Genomic DNA, 15,531 nt, shown 5'->3' on the forward strand with positions numbered 1-15,531 from the left:
GGTCCCTTGCAGCAACGGTGCCCGAAACTCACAGTACCTGATACCGTCGGTTCTGTGACCCCGATCACGCGCGCACCGTCGACGGCGACGGACGACGGCCGGTCGACCCGGTGGGAGGACCACCGGGAGGCTCGCCGCGCCGAGCTCGTGCGCGTCGCGCGCAAGGTGGTGCACCACGGCGGCCCGGACGTGTCGATGGACGACATCGCGGCGGCCGCCGGCACGTCGAAGTCGATCGTCTACCGGTACTTCACCGACAAGGACGGCCTGCAGCTCGCGGTCGCCGCGGCAGTGGTCGCCGACATCCGGGACGCCCTGGACGCGGCCGCGGCGGGGGCGGCCGGGCCGCGCGACGCCCTGCGCGGGATGGTCGACACCTACCTGTCGATGATCGAGTCCTCGCCGCACGTGTACGCGTTCGTGACCCGCGGCGGCTCCGTGGGCCACTTCCTCGACTCGGTCACCGAGCTGGTGGCCGAGCCGTTCGTGCGGGCGCTGAAGGAGGGGCCCGGCGCCACGGCCGACCCCGCCGACGCGGCCTGGACGCGGCTGTGGGCCGCCGGCGCCGTCGGGTTCGTGCGGGGCGCGGGGGAGCGCTGGCTCGCGGCGCCCGGCACCCCGGGCGCCGGCCGCGAGGACCGCGAGGACGTCGCCACCCGCGTCGCCGCCTGGCTCTGGGCCGGGCCGGTCGGCGCGCGCACCCGCGAGCAGGCCGGGCGCACCGAGCCGGCACCGCACCGAGACCAGCAGCACCCGTCCGCCGACTGATTCACCCGAACCGTGCGCCGACGGCGACGCACCGACCCAGGGGAGACCGCATGACGACCACCGCACCGACCCCGGCCACCACCCCCGGCCCGGCGGTGACGACCCCGACCGCGACCGTCCGGCCCACCGGCGCCGGGCACCCGCACGGCCGGAAGCACACGGACCCGCGCGTGGACGTGCCCCGGCTGACCGACGTGCTGCTCGGCCGGTACGCCGACCTGCGCCGCGGCGCGCGCGACGTGGTCGCGCAGCCGCGGTTCCAGCGCGTCGAGGGGCTGCCCGTCCCCGAGCACCGGGCCCGGGTGCTCGACCAGCTCCGCACCCTCGCGGCCGAGGGCGACGTCCTGCGCGCCTTCCCCGCGCGGCTCGGCGGCGCCGACGACCACGGCGGCAGCCTGGCCCGGTTCGAGGAGCTGGTCGCGGCGGACCCGTCGCTGCAGATCAAGGCCGGCGTGCAGTGGGGCCTGTACGCGTCCGCGATCCTGCACCTCGGCACCGAGCGGCACCACGACCGGCTGCTGCCCGGCGCGATGTCGGTCGACGTGCCCGGCGCGTTCGCGATGACGGAGACCGGGCACGGCTCGGACGTCGCCAGCATCGGCACCACCGCGACCTACGACCCCGCCACCGAGGAGTTCGTGCTCCACACGCCGTTCCGGGCGGCGTGGAAGGACTACCTCGGCAACGCGGGCCAGCACGGCACGGCGGCCGTGGTGTTCGCGCAGCTGGTGTCGCAGGGCCCGGAGGACCCGCGACCGGTGAACCACGGGGTGCACGCGTTCCACGTGCCCATCCGGGACGCCGCGACGGGGGAGTTCCTGCCGGGCGTCGGCGGTGAGGACGACGGTCTCAAGGGCGGGCTGAACGGCATCGACAACGGCCGGCTGTGGTTCGACCACGTGCGGGTCCCGCGGGCCGACCTGCTCGACCGGTACGGCTCCGTCGCCGCGGACGGCACGTACTCGTCCCCGATCGCCAGCCCGGGACGCCGGTTCTTCACCATGCTCGGCACGCTCGTGCAGGGGCGGGTCTCACTCGACGGCGCGGCGGTGAACGCCGCCAAGCTCGGCCTGGTCGTCGCGGTGACCTACGGCAACCAGCGCCGGCAGTTCGCCGGGGCGTCCCCGACGGACGAGGTGGTCCTGCTCGACTACGGCGAGCACCGCCGCCGGCTGCTGCCGCTGCTCGCCGAGACCTACGCCGCGACGTTCGCGCACGAGCACCTGCTCGCCGCGTTCGACGACGTGTTCTCCGGCCGGGACGACACCCCGGACTCCCGGGAGGAGCTCGAGACCCTGGCGGCGGCGCTCAAGCCGACGTCGACCTGGCACGCGCTGCGGACCCTGCAGACGTGCCGGGAGGCGTGCGGCGGCGCGGGCTTCCTCACCGCCAACCGGCTGACCTCGCTGCGCGCCGACCTCGACGTGTACGTGACGTTCGAGGGCGACAACACCGTGCTCTACCAGCTCGTCGGCAAGCGGCTGCTCGCCCGGTACGCCGCGCAGGTCGGCGGCGACCCGGCCGTCATGGCCCGGCTGGTGGCGGGCAAGGCGGCGGACGCCGCGCTGCACCGGATGCCGCTGGCCCGCGCCGTGCAGACCCTGGTCGACGCCGGCGACGCGCGCCGGTCGGCCGGTCAGCTCCGCGACCCGCACACCCAGCGGGACCTCCTGGCCGACCGGGTGGCGACGATGGTGGCGGAGCTCGCCCAGGCGCTGCGCCCGGCCCGGCGCGCCACCCCCGAGGTCGCGGCGGAGCTGTTCGACGCGCACCAGCACGAGCTCGTCGAGGCCGCCCGCGCGCACGCCGAGCTGCTGCAGTGGGAGGCGTTCACCCGGGCGCTCGACGCGGTGCCGGACGCCGGCACCCGCCAGGTGCTCACCCGGCTGCGGGACCTGTTCGGGCTCACCGTCATCGAGCGGAACCTCGCCTGGTACCTGGTGAACGGGCGGCTGTCCGCCGGCCGGGCGCGCACGGTGACGTCATACATCGAGCGGCTGCTGGTCCGGCTGCGGCCGCACGCGCAGGACCTGGTCGACGCGTTCGGGTACGCCCCGGAGCACGTGCGCGCCGAGATCGCGTCGGGGGCGGAGGCCGAGCGGCAGGCGGAGGCGCGCGAGGCGCAGCGCGCGGCGAGGGCGTCGGGGACGGAGCCGGTGCCGGAGCCGAAGCCGGCGCGCTGACGCGGGGCGGGGCGGGGGTCGGCCCCGGGGCCAGCCCTGCCCACGGTGGAAGGTTCTGCCGGACACGCCCGGGGCGTGTCCGGCAGAATCTTCCACTCGAGGGTCGTTCCCGGGGCTCAGGACACCGGGAGCTGCGGGACCGCCGCCAGCAGCCGGCGGGTGTACGCCTCCTGCGGGTCCGCCAGCAGCGACGCCGTCGGCCCCTCCTCGACGACCCGCCCGTGGTGCAGCACGACGGTCCGCTCGCACAGCCGCCCGACGATGGCGATGTCGTGCGACACCAGCACCAGCGTCAGCCCCTGCTCCGCGGCGAGCCGCTGCAGCAGGTCGACGACCTGCCCGCGCACGGACACGTCGAGCGCCGACACCGGCTCGTCGGCGACGAGCACCGACGGCCGGGGCGCCAGGGCCCGCGCGATCGCGATGCGCTGCCGCTGGCCGCCGGAGAACTGCGCCGGGTAGCGGGACGCCACGTCGGGGTCCAGTCCGACGGCTGCCAGCACCTCGGCGACGCGCTCCCGGTGGTCACCCGGGACCCTGAGCGAACGCAGCGGCTCCGCGACGACGGCGCCGACCCGCATGCGCGGGTCCAGCGAGGACCGCGGGTCCTGGAACACCGGCTGGACGTCGGCGCGGAGCCGGCGGAGCAGGCCGCGGTCGCGGCGCGCCAGGGGCTCGCCGCGGTACCGGACCTCGCCGGCGGTGGGGGAGTCGAGCGCGAGCAGCTGGCGTAGCAGGGTCGACTTCCCGGAGCCGGACTCGCCGACGATGCCGACGCTGCGGCCGGCCTCGACGCGCACGGAGACGCCGTCGAGCGCGCGGGTGGTGCCGAAGGTGCGGACCACGTCGACGGCCTCGAGCACGGGCGCGGCGGGGGCGTCCGGCGCGCCGGCCGGGGTCGGGACGGTCGCGGTCATCGGGCCGCCTCCCCGTCTGTCGCCGGCAGCGTTGCATGCACCGCACCCGCGGCACCCGCCGCGGGCCCGCCGCCCGGCAGCCCCGTCACGGCCCGCGCCGCCCCGACGAGCTCCCGCGTGTACGCGGCCTCGCCCCCGGCCAGCGCCGCGGCGACCGAGGTGTGCTCGACCACCCGGCCGTCGCGCATGACCACCAGGTCCCGCGCGACGCGGGCGACCACGGGCAGGTCGTGCGTGACGAAGACGAGCGCGACGCCGGTCCGGTCGACGAGGTCGTCGAGCAGGTCGAGCACCTCGGCCTGGACGGTCACGTCGAGCGCGGTCGTCGGCTCGTCCGCCAGCAGCACACGCGGCTCGCAGGCGAGCGCCATCGCCAGGGCGACCCGCTGCCGCTGCCCGCCGGACAGCTGCCACGGGTAGGAGCCGAGGATGCGCTCGGTGTCGTCGAGGTGCACGAGCCGGGCCAGCCGGGCCGCCTCGTCCCGCGCCGCCGCGCCGCGCAGCCCCCGGTGCAGCCGCAGCGGGCCGGTGATCTGCCGGCCGACGGTCATCAGCGGGTCGAGCGCGGTCAGCGGCTCCTGGAACACCATCGCGACCTGCCCGCCGCGGACCCGGGCGAGCCGCCGCGGGGGCAGGGTCAGCAGGTCCTCGCCGTCGAGCAGGACGCGGCCGGTGGCCCGCATCCCCTCGGGCAGCAGGCCGAGCACGGCCAGGGCGGTCATCGACTTGCCGGAGCCCGACTCGCCGACGACGCCGAGCCGGCCGCCGGCGTCCAACGACCAGGAGACGCCGTCGAGGATCCGGCGCCCGGTCGAGGTGGTGACGGTCAGGTCCTCCACGGACAGCAGGGCGGTCATCGGTCCCCCCTCAGGTTGGGGTCGGTGCGCTCGCGGACGCCGTCGCCGAGCAGGTTCAGCCCGAGGACGGCGACCACGATCGCGACGCCGGGCAGGACCGCGCCCCACGGCTGGACGAGCATGGTCGACTGCGCCTCCTGGAGCAGCCGGCCCCAGGACGCGTTGGGGGGCGGGGCGCCTAGGCCGAGGTAGGAGAGCGACGCCTCGGCGAGCACCGCGCCGCCGCCGAGCAGCATCAGCTGCACCAGCAGGGTCGGCCAGACGTTCGGCACGACGTGCCGCAGCACGGTGCCCCACCAGCCGGTGCCCGCGGCGTGCGCGGCCGTGACGTAGTCCTCGCGCAGCACCCGGGCGACGTTGACCCGGGTGACCCGCGCGATGACGGCGGACCCGGAGATGCCGATGGCCCAGATCGCCGACGACAGGGAGGCCCCGCGCACCGTGACGATGAGCATGGCGAGCAGCAGCGTGGGGAAGGCGATGAGCAGGTCGACCGCCGAGAGCAGTGTGACGTCGACCCAGCGCCGGGTGGCGCCGGCGAGCACGCCGACCGCGACGCCGAGCACCCCGGCGACGAGCATCGAGGCGACCGCGACGACCAGGGCGTTGCCCGCGCCGGTCATCAGCTGGGACAGCAGGTCGCGGCCGAGGCGGTCGGTGCCGCCCCAGTGCGCGGCGCTCGGGCCGGCCAGGCGTTCGCCGGAGCCGGTGTCGTCGAGGGCGTAGGGGGTCCAGAACAGCGACACCAGACCGACCAGGGCGACGAGGCCGACCAGGACGGCGCCGACGACGAGCGACGGGGGCAGGCGGCGGGCGCCGCGGGCGCGCCCGGTCGCGGGGGTCTCCGGCGTGGCGCCGGGCGCCTCGACGCCCCGCGCGACCGGGGTGGTGGTCGTGAGCTCGCCGGTCATGCCGTCACCTCCGCCGTCCGCAGCCGCGGGTCGATGGCGCGCTGCCCGAGGTCGACCAGCGCGTTCATGATCAGCACGATCGCGGTCAGCCCCAGCACGAGCGCCTGCACCACCGGCAGGTCGCGGGAGGTCACCGAGTCGAGCAGCAGCGTGCCCAGCCCGGGCAGGGCGAACACGTTCTCGATCACGACGGCGCCGAGCAGCGAGGTCGCCAGCTCGATGCCGAGGATCGACACGACGGGCACGGCCGCGTTCCGCAGCCCGTGCCGCGCCAGCGCGTGCCACCGGCCGTAGCCGAGGGACCGCGCGGTGCGCAGGTAGTCCTGGTCCAGCACGTCGAGGGTCGCGGACCGCACGTACCGGACCATGACCGCCGACATGGCGATCGCCACGGTCACCACCGGCAGCACCAGCGACCGCACCGCGGCGGCGGGGTCGTCCCAGCCGGTGCGCGGGAAGCCGCCGGCCGGCAGCCACCGGGCCTGCAGGGCGAGCACGAGCACGAGCAGCACGCCCACCCAGAACACCGGCACCGCGACGCCGAGCTGGGAGACGGCCGACACCGCGACTCCGACCGGCCCGCGCCGGTGCACCGCGGCGATCACGCCGAGGGGGACCGACACGAGCACGGCCAGGACGAACGCGGACAGGCTGAGCGGCACCGTGATGGGCAGCTTCTGCGTGATGAGGTCGGCCACGGGGAGCCGCGACACGAACGACGTGCCGAGGTCCCCGCGGACGATCTGCCCGAGCCACTGCACGTACTGCGTCACCACCGGCTGGTCCGTCCCGAGCTCCGAGCGGAGCTGGTCGAGCTGGTCCGTGGTGGTGCCCACGCCCAGGGTGGCGCCCGCGGCGTCGCCCGGCAGCAGCCGGAGCACGACGAACACGACCACACTGGCCAGGACGAGGGAGATCAGCAGGGCGCCGATCCGCAGCAGTGCAGCACGCACGGTGTCAGGACTCCCGGACGATGTCGGCGACGTAGAACGACTCGGTCACCTGGTCGACGGGGAAGCCGGTCACGTCGGAGCGGGCGACGCGGATCTGCGGGTCTAGGTACAGCCAGGCGGACGCCGCCTCCTCGCCGATGGTCTCGTTGACCTGCTTCAGCAGGTCGACCTGCTCGGCCTCGGTGCTCGCCTCGTCGGCCTGGGCGACCCACTCCTGCACCTGCGGGTTGTCGTAGCCCCAGTAGAAGTCGGGGTTCGCGTACCAGAGCACGTCGCGCGGGTTCACGTGGCCCATGAGGGTCGTCTCGAAGTCGTGGTCCGTGTAGACCTTCTGGTACCAGGTGGCGTCGTCGATCGGGTTCGGGGTCAGCGTGACGCCCACGGCGGCGAGGTTCTTGGTGAGCAGCGCGAGGATCGCCTCGGTGGTGTCGTCCGGGATGTAGTCCACGGAGATCTCCAGGTCGGTGACGCCGGCCTCGTCGAGGAGCGCCTGCGCGGCCTCCGGGTCGAAGCCGTGCACGTCGGCCTGGTCGACGAACCACGGGTCCGTCGGCGGGACCATCGAGCCGATGACCTGGCCGTAGCCGTCCCAGACCGCCGACAGGATCGCGTCGCGGTCGATCGCCTTGTAGAGCGCCTGGCGGACGCGGACGTCGCTGAACGGCGCCTCGCGGTCGTTGAACGCCCAGAGCTGCTTGGTGGTCGACGTGCCCTCGGTGATCGTGAAGTCCGGGTTGTCCTCGAACTGCACGAGCTGGTCCGGGGAGTCCTCCGCGATGACCAGGTCCAGGTCGCCGGTGAGCAGCGCGTTGTTCAGCGCGGTGGTGTCCTGGAAGAACCGGAATGTGACCCCGGCGTTCTTCGCGGGCTCGCCCCAGTAGCCGTCGAACTTCTCGATCGTCAGGTGGTCGCCCTGCACCCACTCGACGAACCGGTAGGGCCCGGTGCCGTTGTCGCTGGTGAGCTCGGTGTCGCCGTCCTTCACGATCGTGACGGAGGCGAGGTAGAACGTCAGACCCTGCGACGGGCGGGACAGGTCGAGCTCGACGGTGGCGTCGTCGACCGCGGTGACCTGCTGGATGACGAGCAGGTCGCTCTTGCGGGCGGACTTCGACTCCGGGCCGATCGCCTCGGAGATGCTCCACACCACGTCGTCCGCGGTCAGCGGCGTGCCGTCGTGGAAGGTCACGTCCGGCTGCAGGTGGAACGTGTACGTCAGGCCGTCCTCCGACACGTCCCAGGACTCGGCGAGCGTCGGGATGACCTGCCCGTCGACGTCCACCGAGGTCAGGCCCTCGAACACGTTGCGGGTCATCGTCTGCGAGACGCCGGACGAGCCGCCGACGTTGCGGACGAGCCCGGTGGGCTCGTTGGTGGAGCCGATGACGATCTCGGCCGAGGCGTCGGGCGTGCCCGAGGCTGCGGACGAGTCGCCGCCGGAGCCCGAGCCGGAGCCGCAGGCGGCCAGCGCCAGGGCGGCGGCGACGGCCAGGGCGGCGCCGAGCGGGGCGCGGCGGGAGCGACGGGTGCTCACGGGGGTGTCCTTCCGGGAGGGCCGCGCGGCGGTGTGCCGCGCGAGGGGGATGGGCGTGCGTCCGGGCGCCGGGCGGGCTGCCCGCGGCCGGGTGCGTGCGTCGGCGCCGCGGCTCCCCGATGGACCGGAACCAGACCGGTGGGTCGGGAATTCCCGGGACGGGGTGGCGCGACGGCGCGTGGGGGCGGAGCGGGCTCCGGGCGGCGGTGCCGGCGCGGGTGCGGCGGCTCGCCGGGCGCGTCAGGGACGCGCGGGCGTCAGGGACGCGGGGCGCTCAGCGACGACAACAGCACGCGGCGGTCGACGCGGGTCGACAGGCGCGGGTGCGTGCGGGGGTGGTCGTGTGGCGCATGATGCGGATGACTGTAGCAACAACCGACCGCGCGTCGGGACGGGCGGTCCGGCATGCGGGCGCACGGGTCGGTGCGCGCGGGTCGGTCAGGACGGGTTGCAGAGCGCCGCGATCGTCTCCAGCAGGCCGACGTCCGGCCGCCACGGTTCCAGGTTCCAGGTGGCCTTGTCGGGCGCGCCGATCAGGTGGCAGGTGAGCTGGTCGCGGACGTTCTGCGCGTCCGCCTCGGGCTCGGCGGCGACCAGCGCGGACCACACCGCCTCCTCGGCGGCCAGGCTGCCGCGGCGCGCCCACGCGGCGGGCTCGACGGCGAGCGACCGGCCGCCCTCGTCGGCCAGGTCGCGCCAGGTCGCGTCGAGCACGGCCGTCGCCGCGAACGTCGCGGTCACCGTGCCGCCCGCCGCGCCTGACCCGGCGGCGCCCTCCGCGAGCCAGGTGGTCGTGCCGTCCTCGGCGGTGCGGACCCGGACGGTGCGGCCGGCAGGGTCGTCCAGCAGCGGGGCGGTGAGCCCGGCCAGCACCGCCCCGTCGGCGCCGCGGACCACCGCGGACAGGTCGTCGAGGACGTCGATCGTGCCGCCCTCCGGGGGCGCGAGCGTCGCGACGGTGACCAGCGTCGCGGCGGCGTCGTCGGCCGGGACGGCGACCGCCAGCAGCACGGCGTCGTCCTCCGCGGGAGTCGACGTGGGCGGGCCGCCCGGGGCCAGCACGGACAGCGTGACGGTGCCCGAGGCCACGGGGGTGCCGTCGGCACGGACGGCGGCCGCGTCGGGGGAGGCCCCGCCGTCGGGGGAGGACGCGGTGGTGGCCGGCGCGGGCGCGGTCGGACCCGGGGCACGGTCCGCGGTGCACCCGGCGAGCAGCAGCGACCCGAGCAGGGCGGCGGCCGGCAGGGCCAGGAGGGCGCGTCGCGTCACCGCGCCATTGTGGCGGCAGGCGCGCGGTCCGGTCGCCGGGCGCGCGTGCCGGCGGCCCCCGGCGCGCGGGTAACCTGGGTCACGTCTGCCGATGCCCGCCCGCCGCCGCCGGCCCGGTCCCCCGACCGCCGCGCAGCGGGCCCCCAGCCCGAGGGATTCGATGACCAGCACGACGCCCGCCTCGCAGCGCCCCGCCGAGCCGACCTCGGGCCACGTGTCCGACACCGTCGACGCCGCCGCGGCCACCCCCGACCAGGAGCAGCCGTTCGCGGAGCTCGGCCTCAAGCCGGACGAGTACCAGCGGATCCGCGACATCCTCGGCCGCCGCCCCACGGCCGCCGAGCTGGCCATGTACTCCGTCATGTGGTCGGAGCACTGCTCGTACAAGTCGAGCAAGACCCACCTGCGCAAGTTCGGCGAGCGCGTCACGCCGGAGATGACCGAGCACCTGCTCGTCGGCATCGGCGAGAACGCCGGCGTCGTCGACATCGGCGACGGCTGGGCCGTGACGTTCAAGGTCGAGTCGCACAACCACCCGTCGTACGTCGAGCCGTACCAGGGCGCCGCGACCGGCGTCGGCGGCATCGTCCGCGACATCATCTCGATGGGCGCGCGCCCGGTCGCGGTCATGGACCAGCTGCGGTTCGGCGCCGTGGACCACCCCGACACCGCCCGCGTGGTGCACGGCGTCGTCTCCGGCGTCGGCGGGTACGGCAACTCGCTCGGCCTGCCGAACATCGGCGGCGAGCTCGTCTTCGACGCCTCCTACCAGGGCAACCCGCTGGTCAACGCGCTCTGCCTCGGCGTGCTGCGGCACGAGGACATCCACCTGGCCAACGCCTCGGGCGTGGGCAACAAGGTCGTGCTGTTCGGCGCGCGCACCGGCGGCGACGGCATCGGCGGCGCCTCGATCCTGGCCTCGGAGACCTTCGACGACACCAAGCCGTCGAAGCGCCCGAGCGTCCAGGTCGGCGACCCGTTCATGGAGAAGGTGCTCATCGAGTGCTGCCTGGAGCTGTACGCGGCCCGCGTGGTCGAGGGCATCCAGGACCTCGGCGCCGCCGGCATCTCCTGCGCCACCTCGGAGCTCGCGTCCAACGGCGACGGCGGCATGCACGTCGACCTCGAGAACGTGCTGCTGCGCGACCCCACCCTGACCGCCGGCGAGATCCTCATGTCGGAGTCGCAGGAGCGGATGATGGCGGTCGTCACGCCGGAGAAGCTCGACGAGTTCCTGGCGATCACCGGCAAGTGGGACGTCGAGACCGCCGTGATCGGCGAGGTCACCGGCACCGGCCGCCTCACGATCGACCACCACGGGCAGCGGATCGTCGACGTCGACCCGAAGACGGTCGCGCACGAGGGCCCGGTCTACGACCGCCCGTACTCCCGCCCGGAGTGGCAGGACGGCCTGGTCGCGGACTCCGTCAGCACGCCCGAGGGCGCGCGGCGGTACGCCCGCCCGGAGGGCGGCCCCGCGCTGCGGGCCACCGTGCTGGCGCTGCTCGCGTCGCCGAACCTCGCGTCGAAGGCGTGGGTCACCGACCAGTACGACCGGTTCGTGCAGGGCAACACCGCCCTCGCGCAGCCCGACGACGCCGGCGTGGTCCGCGTCGACGAGTCGACCGGCCTGGGCGTCGCGCTCGCGACCGACGCGAACGGCCGGTACGCCAAGCTCGACCCGTACGCCGGCGCGCAGCTCGCGCTCGCCGAGGCGTACCGGAACGTCGCCGCCTCGGGCGCCAAGCCGCTGGCCGTCACCGACTGCCTCAACTTCGGCAGCCCCGAGGACCCCGCGTCGATGTGGCAGCTCGTGCAGGCGATCGAGGGCCTCGCCGACGCCTGCGCGGTGCTCGGGACCCCGGTCACCGGCGGCAACGTCTCGCTCTACAACGGCACCGGCGAGCCCGGCAAGATCGACTCCGCCATCCACCCGACGCCGGTCGTCGGCGTGCTCGGCGTGATCGACGACGTCGCGGAGGCCACGCCGTCCGGCTGGACCACCGCGGGCCAGTCGGTCTACCTGCTCGGCACGACCCGCGGGGAGCTCGACGGCTCGGCGTGGGCCGACGTCGCGCACGCCCAACTCGGCGGCACCCCGCCGCGCGTCGACCTGGAGGCCGAGCGGAAGCTCGCGACCGTGCTGGTCCGGGCGTCGCGGGACGACCTGGTCGACGCCGCGCACGACCTGTCCGAGGGCGGGCTCGCGCAGGCGCTCGTCGAGTCCTCGCTGCGGTACGGCGTCGGCGTGCAGGTCGACCTCGCCGGGCTGTGCGAGCGCGACGGCGTCACGCCGTTCGAGGCGCTGTTCTCGGAGTCGACGGCCCGCGCGGTCGTCGCGGTGCCGCGGTCCGAGACCGTGCGGTTCGAGGACCTCTGCACCGCGCAGGGCGTCCCGGCGCTGGCGATCGGCGTCACGGCCGAGACCTGCAGCCCCGGCGCGGGCGCCCCGACGCAGGACGCGCCGGAGCAGCACGTGCACGCGCCGGCCGTCGAGGTCACGGGCCTGTTCACGCTCCCGCTGGCCGAGGCCCGCGCGGCGCACGAGGCCACCCTCCCGCGCCACTTCGGCTGACGCCGAGCGGGCGGCGGCCCGGGGGTCGTCGGCGGCAGCAACCCGGCGCCCGCGGCGCCACCCCGGGCCGCCCGGCCCACCGGCGGATGGATCCACTCGAGCCGACACGCGCGGGCGAGTCAGCTCGAGTGGATCCATCCGCCGGACGGGTGGGCGCAGGGCGGTGCGGGGTGCGCGCGAAAAGGGCTCGCGCGCACCGTGCGGGGGTTCCTACCGTCGTGGGCATGTCCACTCTCGGAGCCGGGTTCCCGGGCGCCGCGGGACGCGTGGTGCGCGTCGACCGCGGGGCCGTGCTCGTGCTGCCCGCGGACGCCGGCGGGGCGGGGGCCACGACCGGCGAGGCGGCGGGCCTCACGGCCGGCGACGCGGCGGGGGTGTCGACCGGTTCCGCCGCAGCCGGTGCCGATCCCGTGCGGGTGCCGCTGCCGGGCGAGGGGCTGGTGCCGCTGCTCGACGCCGACGGCGCCCCCGGGGACGCGGTGCCGCCCGCGGTGGGCGACCACGCCGTGCTGGGCGTCGGCCCGGACGGCGCCCCGCTGCTCGTCGGCCTCCGCCCGCGCCGCACCGCGGTGGTCCGGGACGGCGCCGACCGCACCTCCCGCGCCCAGGTGCTCGCCGCGAACGTCGACGTCGTGCTCGTCGTCGAGCACCTGGACCCCGACCCGAGCCCCGGGCGCGTCGAGCGGCTGCTGACCCTGGCCTGGCGGTCGGGGGCGACGCCGGTCGTGGTGCTGACCAAGGCCGACCTCGTGCCGGACCCGGACGGCATGGCCGACGAGGTGCGGGCGCTCGCGATCGGCGCCGACGTGCACGCGGTCAGCGTCGCGGCCGGGACGGGGCTGGAGCCGGTGCGCGCCCTGCTGGGGCCCGGGCGGACGCTCGTGGTCGTGGGGCCGTCGGGCGCGGGGAAGTCGACGCTGGTGAACGCGCTGGCCGGCACGGACGTGATGGCGACCGGCGACCGCCGGGCCGACGGGCGCGGGCGGCACACCACCGTGCACCGGGAGCTCGTGCCGCTCGCCGGTGGCGCCTGCCTCATCGACACCCCGGGACTGCGCGGCGTCGGGCTGGTCGCGGACGCCGCGGCGCTGGACGCGACGTTCGCGGACGTGGCCGACCTCGCCGGCGGCTGCCGGTTCGCCGACTGCGCGCACCGCACCGAGCCGGGCTGCGCGGTGCTCGCGGCCGTCGAGGACGGCACGCTGCCCGCGCGGCGGCTCGACTCCTGGCGGCGGCTGGCCCGGGAGGCGGCCTACCAGGAGCGCCGTGCGGACGCGGCGCTGGCGGCGGCGGAGCGCAACCGCGTGCGGCGCGCGACGGTGGCGTACCACCGCCTCCAGCAGGGCCGCCCGACGCGCTGACCCGGTGAGGTCACCGGGTGGGGTCGTCACGACCCGGTGAGGTCGGCACAACCCGGTGAGGTCGTCACAAACGAGTGCCGACCTCGCCACGATGGGACGACCTCGCCGGCGCCACCAGCGCGCCGGGTGCCGGCCGCCCGCCGTCAGCCCGCCCGCACCGCCAGCACGATGATCGCGCCCACCGCGGCCAGCCCGGCCGCCGCGGACCCGAGCGCACCCCACAGGGCGGCGCGCGAGGCGCGCGGGCGGGGCTCGGTCGAGGGCACGTCGGTCGTGGTGGGCTCGGCGGGGGTGCGGCTCATGGGCGTCGATCCTGCCACGGGCCTCCGGGCCTCCGGGCCTCCGGGCCTCCGGGCCCCCTGGCCGCCTCCGGGCCCCCTGGCCTCCGGGCCTCCAGGGCCCCCGGGCGCCCAGTCCCACGGGAGCGACGGGTGCGCGCCGTCGCGACCGGGGATGATGGGCCGCATGCCTCCCCGCCGCCGCACCGACCCCGCGGTCGGCCGGGCCGCCGTCGCCGCCTGGCGCGCGGACCCGACCGACGTGGCCGCCCGCCGCACCGCCGTCCGGTTCACGCTGGAGGAGCTCGCCGACGTCGCCCCGGGCCACACCGTCGAGGTCCGGGTCCCGCCGGACGGCGCCGTCCAGGCCGTCGAGGGCCCGCGGCACACCCGCGGCACCCCGCCGAACGTCGTGGAGACGGACCCGCAGACCTGGCTCGCCCTCGCGACGGGCGCGGAGTCGTGGCACGAGGCGCTGGCCGCGGGCCGGGTGCACGCCTCGGGCGAGCGCGCCGACCTGGCGGACTGGCTCCCGCTCCAGGCCACCCGCACCCGGCTCTAGTCGCCGAGGTCGTCGGTTCCGGCCGGACGAGGGGTGGCGCAACCGCCGACCTCGGGCGCAACCGCCGACCTCGGGGGCGGCGGCTAGCGGGAGAGGACGACCGTGGCGCCGCGCTCCGCGCGGAGGGTGCCGGAGGTGGCCGCGGCGAGGGCCGCGTCGAAGGCGCCCAGAGCGGGCGGCGGGATCAGGAGCGTGAACCGGGCCTCCGCGCCGTACGCGACGTCCTCCAGGGAGCCCTCGTGCGCCTCCGCCCAGTCCCGCAGCACCCCGTGCAGCCGGCCGGCGTCGGCGTGCGGGGCGTCGACCGTCACCCGCACCGCGGCGCTGCGCCGGACCAGCCGCGCGCGGTCCAGTGCCTCGGAGGTGGCCGTCGAGTACGCCCGCACCAGGCCGCCCGCGCCGAGCAGCACCCCGCCGAAGTACCGGGACACGACCGCGACCAGGTCGGTGAGCTCCCGGCGGCGCAGCACCTCGAGCATCGGGACGCCCGCGGTGCCGGAGGGCTCGCCGTCGTCGGTCGAGCGCTGCTGCTCGGCGAGCGGCCCCACCGACAGCGCGACGCAGTGGTGCCGGGCGTCCCAGTACCGCTTGCGCACGGCGGCGACGACGGCGTCCGCCTCCGCCACCGAGGAGACCGGCTGCACCAGGGCGAGGAACCGGGACTTCTTGATCACGAGCTCGTGCTCGACGGCCGCGGCGATGGTGGACGGGTACCGCGGCGCGGGGTCGGCGGCGGGGGAGGGCATCGGCCCGAGCCTAGGCCGTCGCCCCGGAGGACCTAGGATCTGCGGGTGGCCGACACGACGGAACCCGGGCGACCCGACGACGAGCGGGGCGCCGACGCCCCCGCCCCGAGCGAGCCCGCGGTCGCGCCCGACGCCGCGGGGGCCCCGGAGCCGGTCACGCCCGCGACCGAGCCGGCGCCCGGCGCCGAGACGGCCCCCGACCCCGCGGCACCCACGGAGCCCGCGGTCGCGCCGGTGCCCGACGAGGACGTGCTGGCCCGCGTCGCCGAGCCCGCGCGCGTCCGCCGCGCGCCGAAGATCGGCGCGTTCATCACGGCCGGCGTCCTGCTCGGGGCGCTGATCGGGTTCGTGCTCGCGCAGGTGGCCGCCTCGGGGAGCGGGCTCGCCGAGTCCGACCCGCAGGCGTTCATCGGCTTCCTGGGCGGCCAGGGCGGTGCCCGGGCGGTCTCGGCCTTCATCGGCGCGATCGTCGGGGGGTTCGCCGGGGCGCTCGCCGCGCTCGTCGCGGACCGGCGCAGCCGCCGGCGCTGACCACCGGCCGGCCCGCGGGGAACCGCCGCCGGCACGGCTGCCCGGCCCCGCCGACCCGGGACCGACGTCCCGGTCGCGGGACGGGG

14 protein-coding genes are annotated in these 15,531 nt (G+C 76.4%); 6 read left to right on the forward strand and 8 right to left on the reverse strand.

What is annotated here, in order from left to right; all coding sequences use genetic code 11:
- Positions 1-54 precede the first annotated feature (54 nt).
- Positions 55-768 carry a TetR/AcrR family transcriptional regulator gene (locus KVT14_RS04425; RefSeq protein ID WP_217614551.1) on the forward strand — a complete coding sequence of 238 codons (714 nt, stop codon included), beginning with the start codon at positions 55-57 and terminating at the stop codon, positions 766-768.
- 50 nt (positions 769-818) lie between these two features.
- A complete protein-coding gene (locus KVT14_RS04430; RefSeq protein WP_217614552.1) occupies positions 819-2,951 on the forward strand; it encodes an acyl-CoA dehydrogenase in 2,133 nt (710 codons plus the stop codon).
- Positions 2,952-3,067: 116 nt separating this feature from the next.
- On the opposite strand, the gene KVT14_RS04435 is transcribed toward KVT14_RS04430, so the two are convergent.
- The 6 genes from KVT14_RS04435 to KVT14_RS23125 all read right to left on the reverse strand — a co-directional run bounded on the left by KVT14_RS04435 (position 3,068) and on the right by KVT14_RS23125 (position 9,392).
- Positions 3,068-3,868 carry an ABC transporter ATP-binding protein gene (locus KVT14_RS04435; RefSeq protein WP_217614553.1) on the reverse strand — a complete coding sequence of 267 codons (801 nt, stop codon included), beginning with the start codon at positions 3,866-3,868 and terminating at the stop codon, positions 3,068-3,070.
- Entirely contained in the window at positions 3,865-4,725 is an 861-nt protein-coding gene (locus tag KVT14_RS04440; RefSeq protein WP_217614554.1) for an ABC transporter ATP-binding protein, read from the reverse strand. The genes KVT14_RS04435 and KVT14_RS04440 overlap by 4 nt, the downstream gene beginning before the upstream one ends.
- Positions 4,722-5,636: an ABC transporter permease gene (locus KVT14_RS04445; protein ID WP_217614555.1), complete on the reverse strand. Its 915-nt coding sequence runs from the start codon at positions 5,634-5,636 to the stop codon at positions 4,722-4,724. Before KVT14_RS04445 ends, KVT14_RS04440 begins: the two co-directional genes overlap by 4 nt.
- Positions 5,633-6,589 carry an ABC transporter permease gene (locus KVT14_RS04450; RefSeq protein ID WP_147794573.1) on the reverse strand — a complete coding sequence of 319 codons (957 nt, stop codon included), beginning with the start codon at positions 6,587-6,589 and terminating at the stop codon, positions 5,633-5,635. The genes KVT14_RS04445 and KVT14_RS04450 overlap by 4 nt, the downstream gene beginning before the upstream one ends.
- A 4-nt stretch (positions 6,590-6,593) precedes the next feature.
- A complete protein-coding gene (locus KVT14_RS04455) occupies positions 6,594-8,123 on the reverse strand; it encodes an ABC transporter substrate-binding protein (protein ID WP_217614556.1) in 1,530 nt (509 codons plus the stop codon).
- Between the two features lie 438 nt (positions 8,124-8,561).
- Complete coding sequence (locus KVT14_RS23125; protein ID WP_308160888.1) at positions 8,562-9,392, reverse strand: DUF2599 domain-containing protein; 831 nt, start codon at positions 9,390-9,392, stop codon at positions 8,562-8,564.
- A 160-nt stretch (positions 9,393-9,552) separates the two neighbouring features.
- Between KVT14_RS23125 and purL the strand changes: the two genes are divergently transcribed.
- Together purL and rsgA are read left to right on the forward strand one after the other, a co-directional pair.
- Positions 9,553-11,967, forward strand: coding sequence for a phosphoribosylformylglycinamidine synthase subunit PurL (gene purL / locus KVT14_RS04465; RefSeq protein ID WP_217614557.1), 2,415 nt, complete (start codon positions 9,553-9,555; stop codon positions 11,965-11,967).
- A gap of 224 nt (positions 11,968-12,191) precedes the next feature.
- On the forward strand, positions 12,192-13,328 hold the full coding sequence (rsgA, locus tag KVT14_RS04470) for a ribosome small subunit-dependent GTPase A (RefSeq protein ID WP_217614558.1): 1,137 nt from the start codon (positions 12,192-12,194) through the stop codon (positions 13,326-13,328).
- Positions 13,329-13,471: 143 nt separating this feature from the next.
- Here rsgA and KVT14_RS04475 read toward each other — a convergent pair whose 3' ends face one another.
- Positions 13,472-13,630: a hypothetical protein gene (locus tag KVT14_RS04475; protein WP_217614559.1), complete on the reverse strand. Its 159-nt coding sequence runs from the start codon at positions 13,628-13,630 to the stop codon at positions 13,472-13,474.
- Positions 13,631-13,793: 163 nt separating this feature from the next.
- Here KVT14_RS04475 and KVT14_RS04480 point away from each other — a divergent pair, with 163 nt between their 5' ends.
- Positions 13,794-14,168, forward strand: a complete 375-nt coding sequence (locus KVT14_RS04480; RefSeq protein WP_217614560.1) for a sterol carrier family protein — start codon at positions 13,794-13,796, stop codon at positions 14,166-14,168.
- Between the two features lie 83 nt (positions 14,169-14,251).
- On the opposite strand, the gene KVT14_RS04485 is transcribed toward KVT14_RS04480, so the two are convergent.
- Positions 14,252-14,914: a YigZ family protein gene (locus KVT14_RS04485; protein ID WP_217614561.1), complete on the reverse strand. Its 663-nt coding sequence runs from the start codon at positions 14,912-14,914 to the stop codon at positions 14,252-14,254.
- Between the two features lie 45 nt (positions 14,915-14,959).
- On the opposite strand from KVT14_RS04485, the gene KVT14_RS22275 reads away from it, so the two are divergent.
- Entirely contained in the window at positions 14,960-15,445 is a 486-nt protein-coding gene (locus tag KVT14_RS22275) for a histidine kinase (RefSeq protein WP_254630376.1), read from the forward strand.
- Positions 15,446-15,531 lie beyond the last annotated feature (86 nt).

The sequence above is a fragment of the Cellulomonas sp. GbtcB1 genome, from assembly GCF_019091725.1.
Taxonomy (GTDB): domain Bacteria; phylum Actinomycetota; class Actinomycetes; order Actinomycetales; family Cellulomonadaceae; genus Cellulomonas.